The organism is Hoyosella sp. YIM 151337, assembly GCF_026041215.1.
Lineage (GTDB): Bacteria > Actinomycetota > Actinomycetes > Mycobacteriales > Mycobacteriaceae > Hoyosella.
On record NZ_JAPEIQ010000006.1, the window covers coordinates 272,051 to 293,749 of the forward strand.

The 21,699-nt window shown below is 63.7% G+C and carries 23 protein-coding genes; 6 read left to right on the forward strand and 17 right to left on the reverse strand.

Annotated elements, in window-relative coordinates:
* The first annotated feature begins 248 nt into the window (after positions 1 to 248).
* From ONR57_RS02715 to ONR57_RS02725, 3 genes are all read left to right on the forward strand, one after another.
* Positions 249 to 689 (forward strand): SPW repeat protein, encoded by a 441-nt coding sequence (locus tag ONR57_RS02715; protein WP_265121337.1) that lies wholly within the window; start codon positions 249 to 251, stop codon positions 687 to 689.
* A 134-nt stretch (positions 690 to 823) separates the two neighbouring features.
* Positions 824 to 2,260 carry a GNAT family N-acetyltransferase gene (locus ONR57_RS02720; protein WP_265121339.1) on the forward strand — a complete coding sequence of 479 codons (1,437 nt, stop codon included), beginning with the start codon at positions 824 to 826 and terminating at the stop codon, positions 2,258 to 2,260.
* Between the two features lie 179 nt (positions 2,261 to 2,439).
* On the forward strand, positions 2,440 to 2,925 hold the full coding sequence (locus ONR57_RS02725; RefSeq protein WP_265121341.1) for an RDD family protein: 486 nt from the start codon (positions 2,440 to 2,442) through the stop codon (positions 2,923 to 2,925).
* 6 nt (positions 2,926 to 2,931) lie between these two features.
* Here the strand turns inward: ONR57_RS02725 and ONR57_RS02730 are convergent, their stop codons facing one another.
* From ONR57_RS02730 to ONR57_RS02770, 9 genes are all read right to left on the reverse strand, one after another.
* Complete coding sequence (locus tag ONR57_RS02730) at positions 2,932 to 3,513, reverse strand: hypothetical protein (RefSeq protein WP_265121343.1); 582 nt, start codon at positions 3,511 to 3,513, stop codon at positions 2,932 to 2,934.
* Between the two features lie 272 nt (positions 3,514 to 3,785).
* Positions 3,786 to 5,141 (reverse strand): phosphotransferase, encoded by a 1,356-nt coding sequence (locus ONR57_RS02735; protein WP_265121344.1) that lies wholly within the window; start codon positions 5,139 to 5,141, stop codon positions 3,786 to 3,788.
* Positions 5,138 to 6,880 carry a maltose alpha-D-glucosyltransferase gene (gene treS, locus ONR57_RS02740; protein ID WP_265121743.1) on the reverse strand — a complete coding sequence of 581 codons (1,743 nt, stop codon included), beginning with the start codon at positions 6,878 to 6,880 and terminating at the stop codon, positions 5,138 to 5,140. The genes ONR57_RS02735 and treS overlap by 4 nt, the downstream gene beginning before the upstream one ends.
* A gap of 155 nt (positions 6,881 to 7,035) precedes the next feature.
* Positions 7,036 to 7,347, reverse strand: coding sequence for a DUF1918 domain-containing protein (locus ONR57_RS02745; RefSeq protein ID WP_265121345.1), 312 nt, complete (start codon positions 7,345 to 7,347; stop codon positions 7,036 to 7,038).
* Between the two features lie 30 nt (positions 7,348 to 7,377).
* Positions 7,378 to 8,160, reverse strand: a complete 783-nt coding sequence (locus tag ONR57_RS02750) for a sigma 54 modulation/S30EA ribosomal C-terminal domain-containing protein (RefSeq protein WP_265121346.1) — start codon at positions 8,158 to 8,160, stop codon at positions 7,378 to 7,380.
* Positions 8,161 to 8,249: 89 nt separating this feature from the next.
* Complete coding sequence (locus ONR57_RS02755; RefSeq protein WP_265121745.1) at positions 8,250 to 8,531, reverse strand: thiocyanate hydrolase; 282 nt, start codon at positions 8,529 to 8,531, stop codon at positions 8,250 to 8,252.
* Positions 8,532 to 8,619: 88 nt separating this feature from the next.
* On the reverse strand, positions 8,620 to 9,327 hold the full coding sequence (gene scnC / locus ONR57_RS02760; protein WP_265121347.1) for a thiocyanate hydrolase subunit gamma: 708 nt from the start codon (positions 9,325 to 9,327) through the stop codon (positions 8,620 to 8,622).
* 18 nt (positions 9,328 to 9,345) lie between these two features.
* The gene (locus ONR57_RS02765; RefSeq protein WP_265121348.1) at positions 9,346 to 10,185 is read right to left on the reverse strand and encodes a nitrile hydratase subunit beta; all 840 of its coding nucleotides are present in this window, start codon (positions 10,183 to 10,185) and stop codon (positions 9,346 to 9,348) included.
* 261 nt (positions 10,186 to 10,446) lie between these two features.
* Positions 10,447 to 11,079, reverse strand: a complete 633-nt coding sequence (locus tag ONR57_RS02770; protein WP_265121350.1) for a TetR/AcrR family transcriptional regulator — start codon at positions 11,077 to 11,079, stop codon at positions 10,447 to 10,449.
* 103 nt (positions 11,080 to 11,182) lie between these two features.
* On the opposite strand from ONR57_RS02770, the gene ONR57_RS02775 reads away from it, so the two are divergent.
* The 3 genes from ONR57_RS02775 (at position 11,183) to ONR57_RS02785 (ending at position 14,329) form a co-directional block, all read left to right on the forward strand.
* Positions 11,183 to 12,598, forward strand: a complete 1,416-nt coding sequence (locus ONR57_RS02775; protein ID WP_265121351.1) for an amidase — start codon at positions 11,183 to 11,185, stop codon at positions 12,596 to 12,598.
* 406 nt (positions 12,599 to 13,004) lie between these two features.
* Positions 13,005 to 13,577: a YdeI/OmpD-associated family protein gene (locus ONR57_RS02780; protein ID WP_265121353.1), complete on the forward strand. Its 573-nt coding sequence runs from the start codon at positions 13,005 to 13,007 to the stop codon at positions 13,575 to 13,577.
* 50 nt (positions 13,578 to 13,627) lie between these two features.
* On the forward strand, positions 13,628 to 14,329 hold the full coding sequence (locus ONR57_RS02785) for a CDP-alcohol phosphatidyltransferase family protein (protein WP_265121354.1): 702 nt from the start codon (positions 13,628 to 13,630) through the stop codon (positions 14,327 to 14,329).
* On the opposite strand, the gene ONR57_RS02790 is transcribed toward ONR57_RS02785, so the two are convergent.
* From ONR57_RS02790 to ONR57_RS02825, 8 genes are all read right to left on the reverse strand, one after another.
* A complete protein-coding gene (locus tag ONR57_RS02790; protein ID WP_265121355.1) occupies positions 14,284 to 15,186 on the reverse strand; it encodes a class I SAM-dependent methyltransferase in 903 nt (300 codons plus the stop codon). The two genes, ONR57_RS02785 and ONR57_RS02790, sit on opposite strands and share 46 nt — an antisense overlap.
* Positions 15,183 to 15,914 carry a class I SAM-dependent methyltransferase gene (locus ONR57_RS02795; protein WP_265121357.1) on the reverse strand — a complete coding sequence of 244 codons (732 nt, stop codon included), beginning with the start codon at positions 15,912 to 15,914 and terminating at the stop codon, positions 15,183 to 15,185. Before ONR57_RS02795 ends, ONR57_RS02790 begins: the two co-directional genes overlap by 4 nt.
* Positions 15,911 to 16,597 (reverse strand): dihydrofolate reductase family protein, encoded by a 687-nt coding sequence (locus tag ONR57_RS02800; RefSeq protein ID WP_265121358.1) that lies wholly within the window; start codon positions 16,595 to 16,597, stop codon positions 15,911 to 15,913. The genes ONR57_RS02795 and ONR57_RS02800 overlap by 4 nt, the downstream gene beginning before the upstream one ends.
* The gene (locus ONR57_RS02805) at positions 16,590 to 17,459 is read right to left on the reverse strand and encodes a lysylphosphatidylglycerol synthase transmembrane domain-containing protein (RefSeq protein WP_265121359.1); all 870 of its coding nucleotides are present in this window, start codon (positions 17,457 to 17,459) and stop codon (positions 16,590 to 16,592) included. Before ONR57_RS02805 ends, ONR57_RS02800 begins: the two co-directional genes overlap by 8 nt.
* Positions 17,456 to 18,469, reverse strand: coding sequence for a glycosyltransferase family 4 protein (locus ONR57_RS02810; RefSeq protein WP_265121360.1), 1,014 nt, complete (start codon positions 18,467 to 18,469; stop codon positions 17,456 to 17,458). The genes ONR57_RS02805 and ONR57_RS02810 overlap by 4 nt, the downstream gene beginning before the upstream one ends.
* Complete coding sequence (locus ONR57_RS02815; RefSeq protein WP_265121361.1) at positions 18,466 to 18,864, reverse strand: 6-carboxytetrahydropterin synthase; 399 nt, start codon at positions 18,862 to 18,864, stop codon at positions 18,466 to 18,468. The genes ONR57_RS02810 and ONR57_RS02815 overlap by 4 nt, the downstream gene beginning before the upstream one ends.
* Positions 18,865 to 18,870: 6 nt before the next feature.
* Positions 18,871 to 19,848, reverse strand: coding sequence for a zinc-binding alcohol dehydrogenase (locus ONR57_RS02820; RefSeq protein WP_265121362.1), 978 nt, complete (start codon positions 19,846 to 19,848; stop codon positions 18,871 to 18,873).
* A gap of 101 nt (positions 19,849 to 19,949) precedes the next feature.
* The gene (locus tag ONR57_RS02825; RefSeq protein WP_265121363.1) at positions 19,950 to 21,599 is read right to left on the reverse strand and encodes a sulfatase-like hydrolase/transferase; all 1,650 of its coding nucleotides are present in this window, start codon (positions 21,597 to 21,599) and stop codon (positions 19,950 to 19,952) included.
* Positions 21,600 to 21,699 lie beyond the last annotated feature (100 nt).

The following is a 21,699-nucleotide window of genomic DNA, read 5'->3' on the forward strand; positions in this document are numbered from 1 at the left end:
ATAGAAGCCGCACAGCGAGGCCATGCCCGCCCGTGCGCGAAACAGCCTGACTACTCCATTAGACGCGCGGATGATGCACCGCACAATCCCTCGCGAGCAACCACAGCAGCTGCACATTGCCCGCGCCGGAACGCCGGTGCAGAGCGGAATTCGCTGACGTATCCTGTGATCAGCACCATGGTCGTTTTGTCCGAATTACGGACGGTCGATGGTGCTCAACCAACGGTTCATCACATCGGAGGTGTGCGATGACAACGCACAGCGCGCCCCATATCGAATCCCATCCTGATCTCGCGGCCATGAGCGCGCGCTACGAAGAGATTTCGGAGTCACGATCCGCCCAGTTCACTGACTCACTACTGGTTCTCGCCGGGCTGTTCGTCGCCCTGTCCCCCTGGATCGTCGGGTTCCACGACGTTTCAGTTGCTCTAGCGATGAACAACCTGGTTGTCGGACTGGTGATAGCCGCGCTAGGTGTCGGCTATGCAGCTGCCTTCGACCGCACCCACCGCTTGACGTTCCTCTGCCCGCTCCTGGGTGTCTGGACGATCGTCGCTGTGTGGCTGGTAAGCGGCACAGTGCTGGCAATGGCAACCATATGGACGAACGTCATCGCCGGGGCGGTGGTAGTACTCCTCGGCTTCGCCGCGATGATGCCGTATCTGCGCATGCAGCGCTCAAGGAAGTGACGCATCCACGGGGTTCAGCCCGACCCGCTGAGAGCTGAACCCCTGGCGTCTCGCATGTTTTCGCAAAGTCCCGCGCTCCAGGAACGTGCCGGGTACGTTCACAAGCTATGGCAACGACCGGAGCATGAGCGCTGATGAGGATCCATATCGACGGGTCCGAAGGGTCTCTCACGGCAGTGGGAGCAGCCGTTCGCGCCATCGCGACAACTGCAGGTTTACGAGAAGACTATGCGACACGGTTTCGCGTTGTCGTGGAGGAACTCGTCCGCGAGGCCCTCTCGCGCGAACATGAAGGCACCGTGCCCGATATCCAGGTCGCTGTGCAATCGCGCCCGGCGGTCCTCACTGTAACCGTCATCGACCAGGGCTTGCCCATGACGGGAAGCCAGGCCCGCACCGCGCCGTCCCGGCGGCTCGCGGCGCTCGGATTCGTGGACGAACTCCACATTGCCAGCCACGGGCAGGAGGGAAACGTCGCGTCCTGCGCGATCAGTTTGACTGCGGGTAAAGCCGGTCTGGCGGGCACCATCCTCGCGGAAAACGCGGAACGTGTCACTGCGGACGAGGCCGCCGCAGTGGAGATTCGCCGCATGACTCCGGACGACGCGGAAGGGCTCGTGCAATGCATCTATCGTTGCTACGGCTACACGTATAAAGACCCCGCGCTCTACGAACCACGGCACATCGCCCACCTTCTGAAACATGGCCACATGCATTCGGTGGTGGCCGTGAGCCAGGAACGGGGCGTCGTCGGTCACGCGGCGTATTTCGTGCAGCGCGAAGGAGATCCCGTTCCGGAAGCGGGAAAACTTGTCGTCGATCCCCGCTACCGCGGCCGCCACCTGGCGGAACGAATGGCCACGCTGCGGCGTCAGATTGCCTCTGACGAAGGACTGCCCGGCACGTGGGCTCAGGCCGTCACGAACCACACTGGAAGCCAGCGAGAAGTCATTCAGCTCGGCGGTCTCGAGGTCGGCCTGCTTCTCGGCGCGTCACCGGCGACGGTAGCGATGGCAGAGCTCGACAACCCCAACGACGGCCGGCGCACACTTCTCGCCATGTACACACCGCTGATGCGGCGCGCCCAGGTGGTGCATCTGCCCCGCCACCTTGACGCACTGATCGCGGATTTGGCGGCGTCAGCGGGTCTCGAGCGCATTTCCGCGGAAAGCGCGCGCAGCCCCGTGGGTCATACGAAACTTAGGGTGATGACGGCGCCAGCCACTGGGGTGGCGCACATTCGGATTGAACGCTTCGGGGCGGACGCCGCCACGAGAGTGGCCGAAGAAGTTGATGGTCTCGGTGCGTTCGACCTCGCGGTGATCTACCTTGACGTCCCACTGAGCGACCCCGCCGCGATTACGCTGGCAGAGGATACGGAGCGACTGGGCTTCTGCTTCGCCGCGTGGCTTCCCGACTTTGCGCCCAGCGGTGACGTGCTGCGCCTGCAGCGCGTCGGCAGCCGTCCAATAGATATTCAGCACGTTCAATGCGCACGTTCCCAGGGCCAGCGAATTCGTGATTTCACCGTGTCGGAGTGGCGGCGCGTGCGGCGGGGCGGGCTGGCATAAACCTGCACGTAAACTCAGCGCCTGTCACCCCAGCGCGGCCCTTTTTCGGGCTAAAAAATGGCGAGAACGCAATTAAAATCCTGGCATTCGTTTGTTCATTCTGGTAAGTGTCAGCAAGGATCGCACGCTGCGCGAATTGGCGTAACCTGAATAGAAAAACCGAGGCGAGGTGAGTGACAATGAGCTCAGGTGGATATAACCCCAGTACAGACCCACAGTTCGGCGCCGCAGGTTTCAACGCCCGCCCAGCAGGCGTTTTCTCCCGCGGCGCTGCCCGCTTCATCGACTGGATTATTGCCGGGATTCTCGGCGCGATCGTTTTCTGGCTGCTCCGGCAGGGTGGGGAGGTCCCCGCGTGGGCGGCCGTCCTGCCGGGTGCAGGCTTCGGCTACCTGTATTTCCTCGTATTCGAGGTCACTACCGGCTCCACGCCCGGCAAGAAGGTTTTCGGGTTGCACGTCAACGGATCAGGAGGGCAACCGAAACCCAGCCTGAAAGACTCCGCGTTGCGCAACGCCTACATGCTGCTGAATCTGATCTCGTTCGTGGGCTGGCTGCTGTGGCTGATCGCCGTCATTGCAATCGGCTTCACGATCAGTACGAGTTCATCGAAGCAGGGTTTCCACGATCGCTTCGCTGGCGGCACCCAGGTTGTGAAGCGGTGATCGAGTTCAGTGGAAACTGATGTGTACGTGATCGAAATGGTTCTCCGTTACTGAACCACGGTCTTCCATGGGCTGCCATCCGCCACCTGGATACCGGATCCGCTGCCGCCAGATCACGTACTTCACACCGAAATGGGCTGCCTGCGAGAGCGCGAACTCCGCGATCGCGTCACCGACGTTGCTCGTGATCATCGCATCGATCGCATGACCGGTGCCGTGATCACCCCAGTCGCCGTGCCGGAGACCGCCGAACGCAGTGACGTCGGGGAACAGCGCACAGATCGCCAGGTATGCGCGCGCCGCGTTCGGTGTCAGCCCCAGGCTCTCGGGCGACCCGAAGGGACACGGGCGCTGCGAGATATCAACTACCGACGGGACGGGTGGCTCTTCAGCGACCGGCGGGTGAATGATGGTCCGTGGAATAAAGGAATGCGCTGCCTCGAGCGCGAGAATGCCGACAGTTGGGCGTTCGCTGGGCACGGGTGAGGGCGCTTCGGCGACGGCCACATTGGTGGATGCCAGGACGATACCCACAGTGATGGCTATCAGTCCGCGCATCCTTGCTGAGGGGAGCCGGTACATCTTCACGTCATGTCCTTTCGAGACAAATTGCTCACAGAACATACGTACTGTTGACGTGAAGTGCCAAGTTGATCACTGCGTCCGAATTTCTCGGCGCAATCGGCAAAAACAGCATTGACCAGGAGAATTAAGAGCGTGTCAAGCCTTATCGCGGCAGGGATCTGTGCGACGAGGATCACGGCAACCAATTACAAACCGCACAATTGCACGCGCGAATTACATATCACAGTATGAATACGTCGTGTACTAATTCATCCGCCCAGATGCGCCCCGAAGCCTCACCCGCCGGCCAGCCGCATCAGTGCGGCCAGCGGAATGGGCAACCACAGCGGCCGGTTTCGGCGCTCGTACCCGGCTTCATACACCACTTTGTCGAGTTCGAAAGCGCGCAGGACCGCGTGGGTGTCCGCCGCGCCAGTTTCGACTCCGCCGACCGCCGCGTACCCCTCAATGAACGCGGCGCGGTTGCGCTCCGCCCACTCATTCGCGCGGACTTCGCGCTGATGCTCTCCGCGCTCACTCGCCTCTCCGACGAGCAGGTGGTGCGCCGCATAGTCGAACGATCGGAGCATCCCCGCGACGTCCCGCAACGGGCTGCTCAAGGCGGAACGGTCTTCCATTGTTGCTGCGGGCTCACCTTCGAAATCGATGAGCACCCAGCCGGTGGTCGTGCGCAGCGTCTGCCCCAAATGCAAATCACCGTGCACATGCTGCAGCGTGAGCGGCAGGTCTTTCAGGTCATCAAACGCGGCGCGCACGACCTGCTCATGCTCGCCCACCTCTGGAACCTGCTCGAGCACATTGTCGAGCCGCGCGTGCATCGACGCCGCGACGTCAGACACTTGCTGAGAGCTCGCTGTGACGCTGCCGCCAGCCCGAGCGAGATCGGCGTGCACCGTCGCGACTACCGCGCCGAGGCGGCGTGCCTCGCCAGCGAAGTCCCCACCGACTTCCGACGCGTGCAAGTCGCGCTCGGCCATCAAATCGCGGACGCTGGCGGTCGCTGCCGCCCACCCCTCCGTCGCGTACGGAAGGTAGTTCTGCAGAAACCCGAGAACCGTGTCACCCGCATGGATGTTGCCTAACGGTGCAGCGATGTGTTTGCTGCCCGCGGAATGAAGCAGTCTATGCAGCTCGAGGTCGCGCTGGGGCCCTGGATGTGGGCGGCGGTACAGCTTAAGAATGTAGGCGTCACCGAAGATCAGAGAGGTGTTACTCTGCTCGGCGGCCACAGCACGTGCCCTGAGGCCAGTATCGAGGCCGACCCCTGGCTCAAGCTGAAAGACCACACCGTCGCAGTTCGCACCGCTCGCGAACAGATCCAGCAGCCGCGCCATGAGCGCAGGCTCCGCGGCCGCATCAAAGACCGACAAAGCGCCGGTCCTCGCGATCACCTCCACGTGGTCACCTGGCTCACGTGATACGCCGAGGACGAGTTGGTATGTCTCATCCCGGCCCTGCTGGTGCACGTTCACCAACGCATGTAACACACCTGGATCGCCTTCGTACAGCCACGCAGAAGTCAGCGGTTCGATCGTGTCCACAGCTTGGTTCTTGCTCGCGAACCACCGCTGCCTGGGCAACCATTCGCGTAACGGCTGAAGTAGCGAACGAATAATACTGTCGGCCGTCACGGTGCGTCGCCGCCCTCGATCGGGTCCGACACCTGGAACCAATAGAAGCCGTGCCCCGGCAAGGTCAGGAGATACGGCAAGTCCCCTATCACCGGGAACCGTACGCCCCCTGTCAGTTCGATTGGCTGCCTGCCCGCATATTCGGAAAGGTCCAATTCCACCGGTTGCGGGAACCGCGACAGATTGTTCACACACAACACCAGGTCATCCCCATCCGCGGGATCGTTGTAGTGCCTCAGGTAGGCAAGCATGCTGGGATTTGACGATCCCAGCTCGATGAACTCCCCCAGCCCGAACGCGTGGTGTTCACGGCGGATCTCGAGCATCCGGCGGGTCCAGTGCAACAATGACGACGAATTGTTGAGCTGCGCTTCGACGTTCACACTTTGATAGCCGTACACCGGATCCGCAATCGGGGGCAGATAGAGGCGACCGGGGTTGGATTTCGAGAACCCGGCGTTGCGGTCCGGACTCCACTGCATCGGTGTGCGGACGGCATCGCGGTCACCGAGCCAGATGTTGTCACCCATGCCGATCTCGTCACCGTAATAGAGAACCGGCGACCCGGGTAGTGACAGCAACATCGCCGTGAACAGTTCCATCTGGTTGATGTCGTTTTCGAGCAACGGCGCCAGCCGTCTGCGAATACCGATGTTCGCTTTCATTCGCGGGTCTTTGGCGTACTCAGCGTACATGTAGTCGCGCTCGTCGTCGGTGACCATTTCGAGCGTCAACTCGTCGTGGTTGCGCAGGAAGATGCCCCACTGCGCCCCGGATGGAATCGCTGGGGTCTGCGCCAGAATCTCTGAGATCGGGAACCGTGACTCGCGGCGCACCGCCATGAAAATTCGCGGCATCAACGGGAAATGGAACGCCATATGGCACTCGTCGCCGCCCACCGCCGGATCACCGAAGTAGGCGACCACGTCCGACGGCCATTGGTTGGCTTCGGCGAGCAGCACCCGGCCTGGGTATTCGTCATCGACCACCTTGCGGCAGCGCTTCAGGAACTCATGCGTACGCGGCAGGTTCTCGCAGTTCGTGCCCTCTTCTTCGAAAAGGTAGGGAACGGCGTCAAGCCGGAAGCCGTCGATACCGAGATCCAGCCAGAACCTCAGCACGTCGAGCATCGCGTCACCGACCTCGGGATTCTCATAGTTGAGATCGGGCTGATGCGAAAAAAACCGGTGCCAGTAGAACTGGCCGCGCACCGGGTCATATGTCCAGTTCGACGCCTCGGTATCGACGAAAATGATCCGCGCGTCCGGATACCCGGTGTCGGTGTCGGACCAGACGTAAAAATCACCGTACGGGCCGTCCGGGTGGTTGCGGGATTCCTGGAACCACGGGTGCGCGTCCGACGTGTGATTGAGGACGAGGTCGGTGATGATCCGGATGTTGCGCCGGTGCGCATGGTCGAGCAAATAGACAAAGTCGTCGACAGTACCGAATTCCGGCAAGACAGCACGGAAATCCGAAATGTCGTAACCGCCATCGCGCAGCGGTGACGCATAGAACGGGGGCAGCCACAAACAGTCGACCCCGAGCCATTGCAAGTAATCGAGTTTGTCTACCAGCCCGCGCATATCGCCGGTGCCGTCGTTGTTCGAGTCATAGAACGATCGGACCAGCACCTCATAGAAGACCGCGGTCTTGTACCATTCCGGCTCCCGCTTTGCTTCACGGGCATGCTTGAACGCATCAGCCTGGGGCTCGACAAGGTGACCGTCCTCGGTCATCCCCTCGCCGGTATGCGGAATGCCTTCGAGGCCCAAGGCGGCGTCGGGACGCCATTCGTGCGCTGGGATTGCCATCGCGGACACCGACTTCCTTGATCGTTTTCGGTCTCCCTTCTACGTTGCTACCTGCGGGCACGCACCGCAAGCCCCTTGCGTCACTTGGGCGAAACGCGAGTGTGGCCGGATTCACCGATTGACTGCCCAGGATGCGCCCTGCTGGCGATGGCAGCCTGAATGCCTGTCAGCTCACGGAGCCGCCGCGCGTTTTGTTCAGCCAGCGCATCTCCTGAGATGACGTGCGCGTCCGGACCGGGAAACACCAGCGCAAAGTGGTCATCATCCAGCCAGTGAACGCGATAAGGCGGTGAGCCATCGCCGGCTGGCACGTCGACGATGAGTCCGCGCCGCTGTTCATGACCGAGCTGGCTGCTTTCCACCACCAGCCAGTCTCCGATCTTTGCGTGCACGATTACACCTCGTTCTACAAGGACTGAGAATCAATCGGCAGGGTCGATCAGGCCGTAATGACCGTCATAGCGGCGATAAAGCACCTTGCCACGCACTGATCCGGGCGTGCGGAAGAACGGCTGCCCCGCAATGTTCAGCCGCTCGATCGCCTGCTGGAGTGTGAGTTCTGCAGCGGAATGGTCACTCTGCATGATCGGAGGGCTTTCCGGCACTGCGGTGACTCGTCCAGGCACGGCACGGGCGTATCGCAGGCCGTCCGGCGTCTCGTACACGACACTGTCGACCCCCGACTCGGCGTCTGTGAACAAGTAGAATCCGTAGTCCATCGAGATCATAAGATCGGCGGCCTCGGAAACAGATAGCTCCCCAAGCCCGAATGACTTGTGACGCAGCACTGTCCGCTCCTCTGGTGGCCTCGGGTACACCGAATCGCGGTGGGCCTTCAGCTGCCCATGCCGCCACTCGCCCGGTGCAGGAACGCGCGCGCGGACTGCCTCCCAGTTGCGCGCGGACGATTCAAGCCGCCTGCGCAATCGGGCCTCGAGCAGGTCCACTGTCTCCGCAGCGGTCGCGCCGCAGGCTTCAGCACGCACCGTACGTCCGCGCATGTCCACATTCACCTGCGCGACATACGGTTGGGCGACCGCTGGGTCATCGTGCTTGCTCAGCTTCACGTGCGCGGAATGCACCGTCTCCGGCGCAACGCGCAACGCTGCCCCAATCCGTGTGACCGCATATTCGTCTGCGCCAGGAAGTCTGCCGCGCGTCGTCACACGTACGTCGCCAGGCTGGATAGTTAGATGCTTCGCCATACCCTCCAACCAACACCAGCTGCAGCGGCGCGGTGAGAGGCTACGGACCCCGAATTTCGGGGACTTTCGGCCCGACTGCTTCCCGCGGCTCAGGACTCCAGCCTCGCCCGAATTCTGCCAAGCCGCTCGGTAAGTTCCGCTTCGGTGATGATTCCCCGAGCCAGCAGGGTGTGCGCCAGGGCCACAAGCTGATTTTCCGGGTACGGCACGTCCGCGTACAGCGATGCTGCGAGCGCGTCCTCCTCGTCGCGGCGCTCTTTGAAGGTGGGGATGTCCGCGTCACATACCGAACGGTCCAGGGCGTCACACATACCGTCCAAACTCGTTTTCCACGGCGGTACCGGGTTGCTAACCCCATACTTTGCCGTCATGCGGGACCACACCTGATTCCTCGCCACAATGTTCTTGAGGGGTGCTAGTTCGGTGTTTTCGATCGGGCTCGATTCCACTGTCGCTCCATCATTCGGCGGGGTGGATGGCAGGACGGGTGTCGGTGATGACGTTCGTCGTCACACCCGGTTTAGGCAGGGCAACGCCGATAAGACAGTCGCGTGTGACGATCTCCGCCAACTGATCCTCGGTCCAGTCGTCCGTACCGTCGGGGCGAAGCGGCATTACCATAAACCGATGCTTCTGATTCGAATCCTGCACACTGACTTCGACGTCGTCAGGTAAATAGAGCCCGAACTCGGCCAGTACCTGTCGCGGCCAGCGCACCATGCGCCGCCGGTAGTTGGGGGTGCGGTACCACTCCGGTGAATTTCCCAGAATCGGCCGCGGATAGCACGAGCACAACGCGCACACGATCACGTTATGCAGCGTCGGGGTGTCCTCGAGAATCTCGAAAGCGGTGAAATCGCTGGGTGTGCCGAAACCCGTAGGTTCGAGCCAGTCAACGCCAACTTCTTTGCTCGCAGCCATCGCGTCAGTGAGCGCGAGCCGTTTGAAATCCGGATCCAGCCACGCCCGCGCCACCAGGCGCGCTGCAGGTGTCGGGCCTATTTGTTCGGCGAACTCGGTGAAACGGCGATGCTCCTCGGCGGTGAAAATTCCTTTCTCGATGCACAGTTCGCGCAGCGCTATCTCCAGCACTTCGAAGTCTGTGATTTCCTCCACCATGGGCGCGACGGTGCGCTCGTGATCGTGATCGTGATCGTGACCTGTCATAGCTACCTTCCTGGGGCCTTACTCTGCCGATTGCAGCCAGCGTTCGGGTATTTCCGTTCGCAGGCTGTCACTGGTCGTTCCCGTGTAGCCGTCCCACAATTCAGAAAGATTGAATTGGACGACGTAGAACCACTCCGGTTTCGCGTCCGGCCGGTCCCAGGTCTCGTCTTCTGGTGCCGGGCTTTCGTAAGCAACCGAAGCGATTTCACCGGTGGCACCACGCACGTATTCCGGCGTCCGGGTGTACAACAACGCGGGCAACTCACGCACCACAACGGCATCGCCGACCCTGAACTTTGGCTCTCCGGCCTGCCCCGCATACACCTGCGGATCGCCTTTGCCGACAGCGTGCAGGTGATGCTGATTGCGGCGAACCTGCGATCCATCGCCTTCGAACTTCGGCTGTGCCTCGATAGGCTTCCCGTCGAGACCGCCTTCATAGCGCTGCGCGACCTCTACCATCCGTTCGCTCAGTTCGCCAAGACCGATGTGATGCTTCTCAACGAGGACGCGGGCGACAGCGAGCAGCCAGCGGCCGTAATACGGGATGCCCAGGTAGATTGCGCGCCCGACGTCGACATTTCCCATCCGGCGCCGCTCCTCGGAGAGCCAGATTCCCCGCCAAGCGAGCACCTCACAAATCACGTAAGTGTTGTGCTCCCACACCTCGTACTGCTTGTTCTCGTATTTCATCGGCGCATCGGGTTCACCACCAACGTCATGAACTGTCTTCATATACGCGTAGAACCGATCGTGATCGATGAGGTCAGGCGTCGGCGCGTCCGGCAATTCCGGATACGACGATTTGAGCCGGGCCACCAACTCCAGGCGGGCTGCACGTTCCGCTGCAGTACTCATGAAAGCTCCCATCGATGGGGGAACGGGTGACTAAGAGATGTGTCGCATCGACACTCGACATGAACTGGCCCGTTGCAGCAGCGCGTTACCCGGCCAGTAGAGAAACTTCGCTGCCGGATGGGAGGCAGCGCGCACGTTGTGATCGGCCCCAGCTGCGGGGCAGCAACGCTTCACATCGTTAAATGTAAGCCCCGTCACAGGAGGGCGGAGGGAATTCGAATCAACCTGTCGCCACGAGGGCGATTTGCGAACTTCTGCGACTCACTCGCTCTCGGCATCAATCAGAGAGAGCGCCAAATCGCGGTGCCCAGACTGGAGAAGGTAGCCGAGCACGAGCGCCCGGAACGCCTGATATGACGTTTCTTCATCGATGTCGCCCGGTACCGCCAATTGATTCAGCGCCAAACCGTGCGCCAGGGCGGTCAACGCCGGGGCGACTGCTTCGGGGTTGGGGGTGCCAACAGCCTGCAGCGCCGCCGCAGCCACCGCCCGTGACCCCGCGAGCGCGTCGCGAACCGCGTCACGAAACTCCTCGGATCGCGCGGCGTGCAGAAGGCTTTCCATGAACGCCGGGGTTTCTGGGTATCGGGGCGCCGTAGCCGCCGTGAGCTCGCGCCCGACCTCGTCGGCCGTCAACTGCTGCGACGCCAGATGCTCGGCCGCAGCGGTCTGCGTCGCACACTCGTCCGCCATAAACACGCGCAAAGCCTCTGCTTCCAGTTCATGGATAGAGGAGAAGAAGTAGCTCACCGTGGCCAGCGGCAGGCCCGCGCGCTCGGTGACGGCCCGGTGCGTCACCGCAGCAACTCCCCGCTCCGCCACAATCTCCAGCGTCGCCCGGAGCAGGGCATCGCGGCGCGCCTGGGCGCTGGGACCGTGGCGTCGAGCAGTCATGACTTGCCATCCTAAATCAGCATGTCTGGAAGTTCTACTAGACAAAGTCTGAAAGAGTTTCTAGCCTTTCTGGAAGAACTTCCAGACACTGAGGAGCGCCCTAATGACCCGAGTTCACGCATTCGCCGATGACGCCCTCGGCGACGACGATGCCGTCGGACTGGCTGAACGCCTCGCCGCAGGCGAGGTGAGCGCCGCCGAACTCGCCTCGGCCGCCGTGGCGCGTGCAGGACGCGTGGACGCGCAACTGCGAGCCATCGCAGTGCCTTACGACCAGCCGCGCTACGCGTCCGATGCCACCGGCGCGCTCGCCGGAGTGCCGACTTACGTCAAAGACAACGTGGACCTCGCCGGACTACCCACGCAAAACGGCAGTTCCGCATACACAGCGTCCCCCGCGACACGAGACGGGAACTTCGCGAAGCAGTTCCTGGCCACCGGCGTCACCGTCCTGGGAAAGACGCGGCTCCCGGAATTCGGTCTCAACGCCAGCACCGAGTACAGCGCGGACGAACCCTGCCGCAATCCGTGGCACACGGACTTCTCGGTCGGCGCCTCCTCTGGCGGCGCCGCAGCGCTGGTAGCGGCTGGAGTTGTGCCGATCGCCCACGCCAACGACGGTGGCGGCTCGATCCGCATTCCCGCCGCCTGCACGGGACTGGTCGGCCTCAAACCCACCCTCGGCCGTCTCGTTGACAGCGAGGCGACCCGGTTCATGCCCGTCAACATCGTCAGTGAGGGCGTCGTCACCAGAACAGTCCGCGATACCGCCGCATTTCTGGCCGCAGCCGAACGCTACCGCCGCAACCCGCGACTAGCTCCCATCGGCAGAGTCCTCGGCCCAGCACAGCGCACACTGCGCATCGGAATTCAGCTCGAAAGTCCGACCGGCGCCACCATCGACGCAGAAACTCGCGCCGCGGTCGAGCGCACTGCGACGGCGCTCGAACGCGCGGGACACATCATCGAACAGGCAGACATACCGGTGACCACTGAGTTCGTGGACGATTTCGTCCGCTACTGGGGGCTCTTGGCCGACCTCGCGACAACCACCGGCAAAGTGGCCCTCCACCGCTCATGGAACAGCAGCCGAGCCGACGGCCTGACACGCGGCTTGCGTGACCACCACCGCCGGTCACTGCACCGGATACCCACCTCGCTCAAACGATTGCACGCCGTCCGGCACGCCTACGCGGAATCATTCACCCGCCATGATGTCGTTCTCTCCCCTGTGCTGTCGCACCTCACACCGCGCCTTGGACACCTCTCGCCGACCGTGCCGTTCGACGAACTGATCGACCGGCTGATCACCTACGTGTCATTCACGCCGCTGCACAACGTCGCCGGCGCCCCGGCCATCTCCCTCCCCGCCGGCCTCTCAACCGACGGGCTGCCCGTCGGCGTCCAGCTCTCCACCGCCCGCGGCGACGAACGCACGCTGCTCGAATTGGCATACCTGCTCGAAGCTGAGCAGCCGTTTCCCACGATTCACGATCGGGAACGATCGAAGGTGGGGTGATTGGGGGGAATCTGCCCCGCTGTTGGGAATTTGCCCGGGCCGTGGACAGGGCAGATTCCCGGCGAGCGGGCAAGCAGGAAACCCCGGGCACCTGGTCAGCCGCAAAAAGGCGGCAACCCGCGAACCCGGACGACGGCAGCCCCGTCATTCAAGCTCGGTCAGCGGATGTCACTCGAAACACCAGCCGAGATCGTCCGCCGGTACCAAGGTGGCGAGTCATCGCGGGCGCTGGCCGCGCGTTGTGGCGCGACACCCGCGCGAGATCCTCACCGAGTCTCATCCTGGCATCGCCGGACAGTCGGCCAGCGTCCGCTAAGTCCCGGCTCGGAAACCGGGGTAGGCCGCGATCGTCCGGCCTGCGAAAAGCGCTTACGCTGACATAAACGGAACCCCCAGGAGCAGGGCAATGACCAAGGAACCGCCTGTCGAAAACACATCCGCGTCGTCGGCAATCGTCTTCAACGGGCGCGTGCAGAAAGTCGGTGAACGGGCAATTCTGCGGTTTCCCGACAAGGCGAGCGCACAACTGCCGTCGCGTGGCCAGGTCGCGGTAAAGGCCGTGTTGAATGGACACTCCTTTGAAACGGTTGTCGAACCTGATGGCATGCGGGGTCATTGGCTTCCGGTCGAGAATTCGCTGATCTACCTTCTCGTCCTCGATGCCAACGATCCGGTGACACTCGAAGTCGAACCGACCAAAAACTGGCCAGAGCCCGAACTGCCCGACGACTTCCGTGCCGCTCTGCTCGAGGCTCCAGATATCGCAGAGAAATGGCGCACCATCACGTCGATGGCGCGCTGGGAATGGGTGCGCTGGATCAACGCCACGAAGAACCCGCAGACGCGCGCGCGTCGCGTCGCGGTCAGCATATCGAAACTGCGCTCTGGCAAACGACGCCCGTGCTGTTTCGATCTCTCGTCATGTACCGATCCGGAATTGTCGAAAAGCGGCAAGCTCGCAGGCGCGAAACCAACTTGATGCCCCGAATCGACCTCGTCGGCGCTACTACGCCCCTGTAGAGAGGAAACGTGGCATTGCTTCGACCGTGGGCGCTGATCGGCTTCGCCGCGCAGCTGGTGGTGCTGGCTGTCCTTGCCGGCTTCGTCCACATCAGCGCGCTGGGTTGGTTGGCCGGACTCGCATTCGGCGCTGTGGTCAACATATTGGTCGCGAAGTTGCTCGACCGTGAAGGTCTTACCTCGCTCGGGCCGGCGAACCAGGTCACGCTCGCGAGGGCCATCCTGGTCGGCGGCGTCAACGCGCTGGTGGTCAGCGGATTCAGCACTGACATCCCGCCCGCCCTGCTCGTAGGCCTCACTGTGCCCGCCCTGATCCTCGACGGAGTGGACGGCTGGGTCGCACGGCGCACCCGCTCGGTGTCGGCGACGGGCGCTCTGTTCGACCAGGAAGTCGATGCGTTCCTGATTCTCGTCCTGAGCATCCAGGTCAGCAGAGCGCTCGGCGCGTGGGTGTTAGTGATCGGGCTGGCCCGCTATGCGCTCTGGGCAGCCGAGCGGCTGTGGCCATGGCTTCGAAAACCGGTACCGCCACGCTACTGGGGCAAGGTGGTGGCGGCGGTGCAAGGCATCGCGCTGATCATCGCGGTCGCGGACGTGCTGCCGCAGGTCGCCAACATCATCATCGTCGGCGTTGCGCTGGTGCTGTTGTGTGAGTCGTTCGGTCGCTACATATTCTGGCTTTGGCGGAAGCGACCCACGAAATCGAGCTGATGCGCGATGTAGACCAACTCCCCCGCGGCCAGTTGCCGGCGGCGCTCGGCCAGCCAATCGGCAAGCTCCGTGGCTCCCACCCAAACCTCGCGACCCCGTAAAGCATCCCCGATCGTGTCGAGGATGATGCGCACGAAGTACGCCTCTTCGGCCGGATAGCTCCCGTCCGGGCCCGGGTACACGACCCAGTCCGACGACCCCGCTGCCAGCGCGGGCGCCCCCGCGTCCCGCAGGTGGTGAAACATCCGTCGACCCGTGCGGCTTTCCCCCGCCGGACGTCCGTAGCGGACTCGCTCGTCCATGTCGCGGTGAAAGGCCCGCAGGACCTGGTCGTCGGCGGAGTGAGAGGGCTCGAAGATGCTTTCGCCGTCGTAGTTGATCGTGAACCAGTAGACACCGCCGGGGACGAGAAGCTGCAGCAAGCCGGGCAGCACCGTCGGCACGTCCACCAAGTCGAGGACGGCGTTGGCGATCAGCACATCCGCCCGCACCTCGTGAGCGGCTTCCACGTAACTGCCCAGCTCGGCCTGCACGAGGCGCACCCGAAGATCGCCCACCTGAAGTCCATCAGGCAGTGATTCGCTGCGCAGACCGCGAGCGGCCGCCCAATCGGACAGCCAGTGACAAGAAGCATCCAGCAACTCCCGGTCGGCGTCCAGGAGGATGTACTCGCCGACGCTGACCACTCCCCAGTCCATCAGGCGGGCCACCATCGTTCCGAGCCCGGCGCCGACCTCCAGCACTCGCGGCGCATTCGCGGGCATCAGCCGCCGCAACTCGTCCAGGACATGTCGGTTGAGCGCCCGGTCGTCCACGGTCGTCTTCGCCGCCAGGTAACCCGCATAGTCAAAGGTCATTTCTCCGCCACCATCGCGAACTTGCGCACCCGCCCGCTGCCCAGCCAGTCACTCCACAGCTCATGGGACGTGATCAGATCGGCGGTAGCCTGCGTCCCGATCTCAGCGGCGATCTCGCTGCGATGCGCTCCATAGCTGAGAAGCAGCGCAGTCGCTATCGCGTGATGTGAGGAGCTGCAGTCCTGCTGCCAGGTCAGGTTCAGCCCAGCGTTGCCCAGCACGGCCGTCAGTTCCGCAAGCTCGATGGGCCAGACAGTATCGGCGGCGGGCATCAGCTCCCGCTCCTGATAAGTGAGCGGTCGGCCTTCTTCGACGGTGAAGGCGAAACGCCCATCCGGCTCCAGCACGCGCGCCACCTCACGAACGAGGGCGTCTTTGTCGCGGAACGCGAGCATCGTCTCCAGCAGAAAAACCACCTCGAAATGGCCATCGGGCAGCGGCGGGATTTCGAGCTGCTCGAAACGGCACGGTAGGTCTTCGGCCCGCTCCCGTGCGGTGGACAGTGAGCTTGCGGAGCGATCGATGCCCAAGTAGTTGCACCCGAACTCCGCGCTGACCATCCGGCCGGGGCCAGCGACCCCGCAGCACAGATCGAGCACTGAGACGCCGAGACCGACCCGGGCCTGACGAGCCAGCTGCCGGACCTCGCCTGCCGACACAAAGCTCTCCTGGCCCACATACTCGGCCGCGGGGAAGGCAGACGCCCGCGCCCGTTCCAGCGCGCTCACGTGGCGAAGCGCGCTGAGAGCGCATAGCGCAACAGGACGACGTCGCCGATCTGACGCGTTTCGGCAAGCGTGGCGCGGTGGCCCGGATTCCACGGGAACTGTCCGTCGCCAACGAATCTGCAGCCTCGTGAATCACCGACGAAGAACGGTGCCACGACTAGTTGCAGCTCATCAGCCAGACCCGCCGTGAGGAACTGAGTGAGTATTGTTCGTCCGCCCTCGACCATCAGCCGGCGAACCCCCCGGTTGCCCAAATCGCTGATCAGCCACTCCATGTCAACGCATTCACCTGCATCGACGACCGTGGCCACCGATTCGAGCCGTCGGGCTGCCTCAGTTTTGGCCGTCGCGCAGTAGACGATCTTGTCGGCGGGACCGCACGTGAAGAAGTTCGCAGCGGCGTCTAGGAGACCGCGCCGGGTCACCGTGACCTTGATCGGCGATGGCGACAACCCGCTTGCTACTCGCTGTGCCCGACGTTCGGCTGACCGGACCAGCAGCCTGGGGTTGTCGTTACGGATGGTGTTCGCGCCGACGAGGATCGCATCGCAGGATGCCCGAACGCCGTCGACCCGGTCAAAGTCGGCGTCATTGGATAGCAGAAGGCGTGGAGCTGTTGCGGTGTCGAGGTAGCCGTCAAGCGACATGCTGCAACTGAGCAGTGTGTAGGGACAATCAGCCATGCGCGGACGATCCTTCGAGGAGTTCACCAGATCTCTGCGGCCGCCGGTGGGGGACCAACAGCATGATCGCACCGGGAAGCGCTGCGGCGATGGTAAATACGCCGAATGCGGTGGAGACGGCAAGCCCTTGTGCTCCGCCCAGCCCAGCCGCTCCGAACGCCCAAACGGCCGCGCCCTCGCGCGGACCCCAGCCGCCGACATTGAAGGGGAGTGCCGCCACCACCAACACCAGCAAGGTCAGGGGCAGAAGGTGCGCCATCGAGACGTCGACTCCAACGGTGTGGGAGGCGAGGACGAAGGTCGCGGCGTGGCCCACCACGACGGCTATTGATGCGAGCACGATTCCCGGCCACGCGCGCGGGACGAGGCCGAACCGCCCTACCACCGCAATCAGCCCGACGAGGACAACAGAGACTATGGCAAGCACCGCCACAGGCACCGGGGACGGCAGAACGGCAAGCGCCACGACGGTCAGCGAAATCAACACGAGTTGACCAGCGACGCGTTCCTCCACGACCGCTCGTCCCGCACGCGGCACAGTGCCGACATCCAAACCATGCCGCACGGCGCGGTGAACATCGCCGAGTACACCGGCAGGAAGCACGATGTTGAGGAACTGCGACTTGTAGTAGGCGGCAACGGCATCCCGCATGGGAAGTTTGAGGGCGAGACCGTCTGCGACGAGCCGCCACCGCCACGCTGAACACACCGTGGTGGCGAGGCCGATTGTCGCCGCGATCGCGATCGACGGAATGCTGACGGCCTGAAAGCCCGCCACAAACGGTCCGGTACCGAACTGAACCACCAGTAGGACGAGGATCGCGACAGCGACCGCGACCTGCAGGAAAACGCGCACTTTCATCCGGCGAGTACCTCGGCGACTCGCTCGGTGGTTGCCTGCCACGTGGGCAGCGACCGCCGGCGGTCCCGCGCCGCGCTGCGAAGCCGGTGACGGAGCTGAGAATCCTGCAACCAGCGAGCCAATTCTGCAGCCAGTGCGCCGACGTCACCCGGCGGTACAAACAGGCCAGGCGAAGTACCGTCAGCGGCGGTACCGACGGCCTCGGGGATGCCGCCCACCTCGGACGCCACCACGGGAACGCCCCGGGCAAGCGCCTCGCAGATCACCATTCCGTACGTCTCGCTCCGCGATGCCAGCACGAGTAGATCGGCAGTGGCGTACTTCTTCGAAACGGCATCCGCGTCGAGCGCCCCGGTGAAGGTGACCCGACCGGCGATCCGCGAGGTGTGCAACTGCTGCCGCAGACGATCGACGAAGACGGGTTCACGATCCAGCGGACCGGCGAGGGTGCAATGCCATGACAGTTCGGCGATGCGGTCCAGCGCGTCGAGCAGAAGGTCGTGACCCTTGTGTTCGGCGACTGTCGCCACGCACAACAGCTGTCGCCCCTCCGGACTTCCACGTGCGAGTTCAGCGGAGTCCACGCCGGGATGGGCCACGTGCACGCAACCGGCCTCCAGACCGTACTCGGCCAGCAGCTTCTCCCGCGTCCAGCGGCTGGTAGTGACGATTGAGTCGGCTGCCCAAAGCACTTCGCGCTCACGCTGGTTCTCGGGGAGCATATGCACCAGCACAACCAGCCGAAGGCGTCTGGCCGCCGACACAAGAACCTGCGGCATGGCAGAGACAATGATGCCGTCGACGAGCACCACCGAGTCGTCCGGAATCTCGGCCGTCACCTCGGTGACGTCAACGCCCTCGGGCCGCGGCCAGCAGCCCGCGACCGGCTGGACGCATACCTGCCACCCCAGCCGGGTAAGCCCCTCCGCGATCCGACGGTCGTAGTAATTGCCGCCGCTCGGACGGGCTGGATCGTCGAAGCCCTCGGGCACCAGGAGATGAACGGTCATGGTGTTCGTTCGTACGACGCCCACGCCACATGCGACTCACGAAGCGTCACCATGATTCCGGCAAGCCCCGAAGCACTTTCGCCGAGCTCGCCAGCATGAATGCGGTCCACCAGCCGGTCAGCTACGAGCTTCGCGAGCACCTCAGTAGTGGTGTTCGTGTCCGCCAGGGACGGCTCGTCGTCGAGGTTGCGATAGTTCAGGTCCGAGAGCACGGAGTGCAATGCAGTAGTCGCAGCGCCGATATCGACGACGATGCCGTTCGGGTCGAGTTCGGCCCGGCGGAACGTCGCATCGACGACGTACGTGGCGCCATGCAGCCTCTGCGCGGGCCCGAACACCTCGCCACGCAGGCTGTGCGCGATCATCATGTGCTCTCGCACCGTCACACTGAACACTGCTTTTCACTCCCCTTCGTAGGTGATCACGTGGCACAGGCCTGGCAGCGAACCGAGCTTCGCCATCGTTTCGGGCAACTGATCAAACGGCGACCTGCTGCTCAGCAGTGCGTCAAAGGCCGGGTCGCGGAGAAGTTCCAGAGCAAGTTTGCGACGGTCCGTGTTCGTTCGGCTCGTCCTCCGAACCGGAGCGACCAGACCGACTTGGCTGGAACGGATTGCCAGCCGCCGCGAATGGAACGCTCCGCCAAGCGGGACCTGGACGTCGGTATCGCCGTACCAACTCACCTCGATCACCTCCCCCTCGATGGCCAGCAGCCGCAAAGCCAACCGCAACCCTTCGGCCGTGGCAGTGGCGTGGATGACGCGATCCTGATCCCGAGGGGCGTCGCCGGGCTGCGCAAACTCGACACCGAGCGCTGCCGCGACCTCGGCACGTGAGGTGTCCACATCGACGAGCGTGACTGAAACTTCGGGAAACTTGGCGAGCAGCCGGGCCACGCAGCAGCCGATCATCCCGGCACCCACGACCGTGACCCGATCACCGATGAGCGGCGGCGCGTCCCAGAGCACGTTCAGCGCCGTCTCTACTGCGCCGGTGAGCGCCGCCCGCGCGGGCGGGACGTCGTCCGGCACGACGACCACGGCATCGGCGGGGACAACGTAACGGGTCTGGTGTGGATAGAGGCAGAACACCGTGCGACCTACCAGTTCCGCCGGCCCCTCCTCGACTTCCCCGACATTGAGGTAGCCGTACTTCACCGGCCCTGGGAAGTCCCCGTCCTGAAATGGCGCCCGCATCGCCTGATGCTGGTCGGCCGGGACACCGCCGCGAAACACCAGCATCTCGGTACCGCGGCTGATCCCACTGAACAGGGTTCGGACCACCACCTCGTCGGGCTTCGCGGATGGCAGCCGAACGTCGCGGAGCTCGCCCAGCCCGGGGGCACGCACCCAGTAAGCACGTGCGTCGCCCTCAGACATCGGCCCTCCGAATAGCTTTCGTTCCATGGCCTGTGCACCGTGTATACCACGTCGGTAGGGCCCAAACGGGGGCATTGCTTCGACTGAGCGAGCGAGCGGCCTTACTTGCTAAAAGCGGTCAGGAATCGGTCGCGGAAGGACTCCATCGGCCAGACCGGAGCGTGCGGACTCGGCCGCAGCCCGGCCTCCCAACCCCAGTCCGTGATCTGGTCCAGCACCGCCCGGTCGCGGGTGACGATCGTGATCGGGACGTCCAAGCCCTTGTCCTCGCCAATGAGGTAAGTGGGCGGCTGGTGGTCGCCGAGGAGGACGAGCACCAGGTCGTCGTCACCGTAGGTCTGCACATAGGAGACCAGGGTGGACAGCGAGTATTCGATGGTTCGGCGGTAGCCGTCGCGCATCCGGGCGTTGTCGAGCATGACCACCTGCGCGGAAGCGCTCTGCCCGGCATCGGGCTCGTCGAAGACGGCGCCGTCGCCGACGTCGTTCCAGTCGCGCAGGTAGGGAATCATATGCCACGGCCAGTGACTGGTCACGAGCGCGATCTTCGCCATCACCGGCTCCCGGCCCGCGCGCTCGCGGTCGGTGCGCTGGAAGAAGGACAGCGTGTACTGGTCTGGGGCTTGAAAGCCGAAATAGTTGCGGGATTGGATGTCGAGGCTCTGCTCGTCGTAGATCTGGTCGAAGCCGTAGTAGTCTCCCGCCGGCCACGGTCCTCGGTTGGCCGGCATAACCGCGACGGTCCGCCAGCCGGCGTCGTTGAACGCGCTCGTGAGCGTGAGCCGGTCGCTTTCGACGAGCTTCTCGAAGCTGTTTTGATTAGCCACCCGCAACCCGGACTGCAACGTTGCGTGCGCCAGCCAACTGTCGCCGCCGGATATCGGCGAGGTGAGGTATCCACTGCGCGAAGCGAATCCGGCCGCATCGAGCTGGCGGGTTCCATCGTCGAGGATCGCCTTGACCGTCGGCGCGAACTCCGGATCCTCGAGCGCGATGCGTCCGTAGCTCTCCACAAAGGCGAAGACGACATCCTTCCCGCGTAGCGCGGCGAGCGGACCCGAAACCGAAGTGTCGTCAGCGGCGCTCAACTCAGCGTCGAATTGTCGCTGATTCTCCACGCTCGTCCGCACCTGGTGGCCGGCGTCGTACGCGAGCTCCACGACGCTCCGCGACGCCACCGGCAACGATGGCGCGAGCTGCACGGAGAATGTGAGGCATACCAGCCAGATGACGGCCAGTCCGGCGACCGTGCGTCCCGTCGTGCGCCGGTGATCGGTGGCGACGCGCGCAAGCCGCCCGACCGACAGCGTCACGACCAGGACCACGGCAATTGCCAGCGCGACGGCCCCGGCTGCGACGGCGAACGCACCGAGCGAGCCGATCTCCCTTTGGAGCAGGGACACTCCGTTGCCGAGCTGAGGCCAGTCGAAGACCGGGTCGAACTGCCTGCCCCGGATACCGGAAAAGGCCAGCTGGATTATGCGCAACAGGGTCAGCAAGCCGAGCAGGGAGCCTAGGGCGAGAGCCACAATCCGGCGTGGGCGTGCTGGCAGAACGAGCAGGAGCGCGGCAGCGAGCAGTCCCTCCACGGGGATCCGCAGTATCGCCAGGGGGGTGAGGTGCTGGGTGCCGGGAGGTGCGACGAGTGCGAGGAAGACCAGCAGGGCAGCGAGGGTTGTGAGGAGCCATTCGGGGACACGACGGCGGGTGGTTCCCTCCCCCGCGTGCCGCGCTGTCTGCGATCGATCCATGTGCACCCTGACCCCGGAACGGACAACTACTGCGCGGCTCTACAACGCGACGGCCTGATGATTCTCGCGCTGCGAACCTCGCCGAGAGTTCTGCTGACGA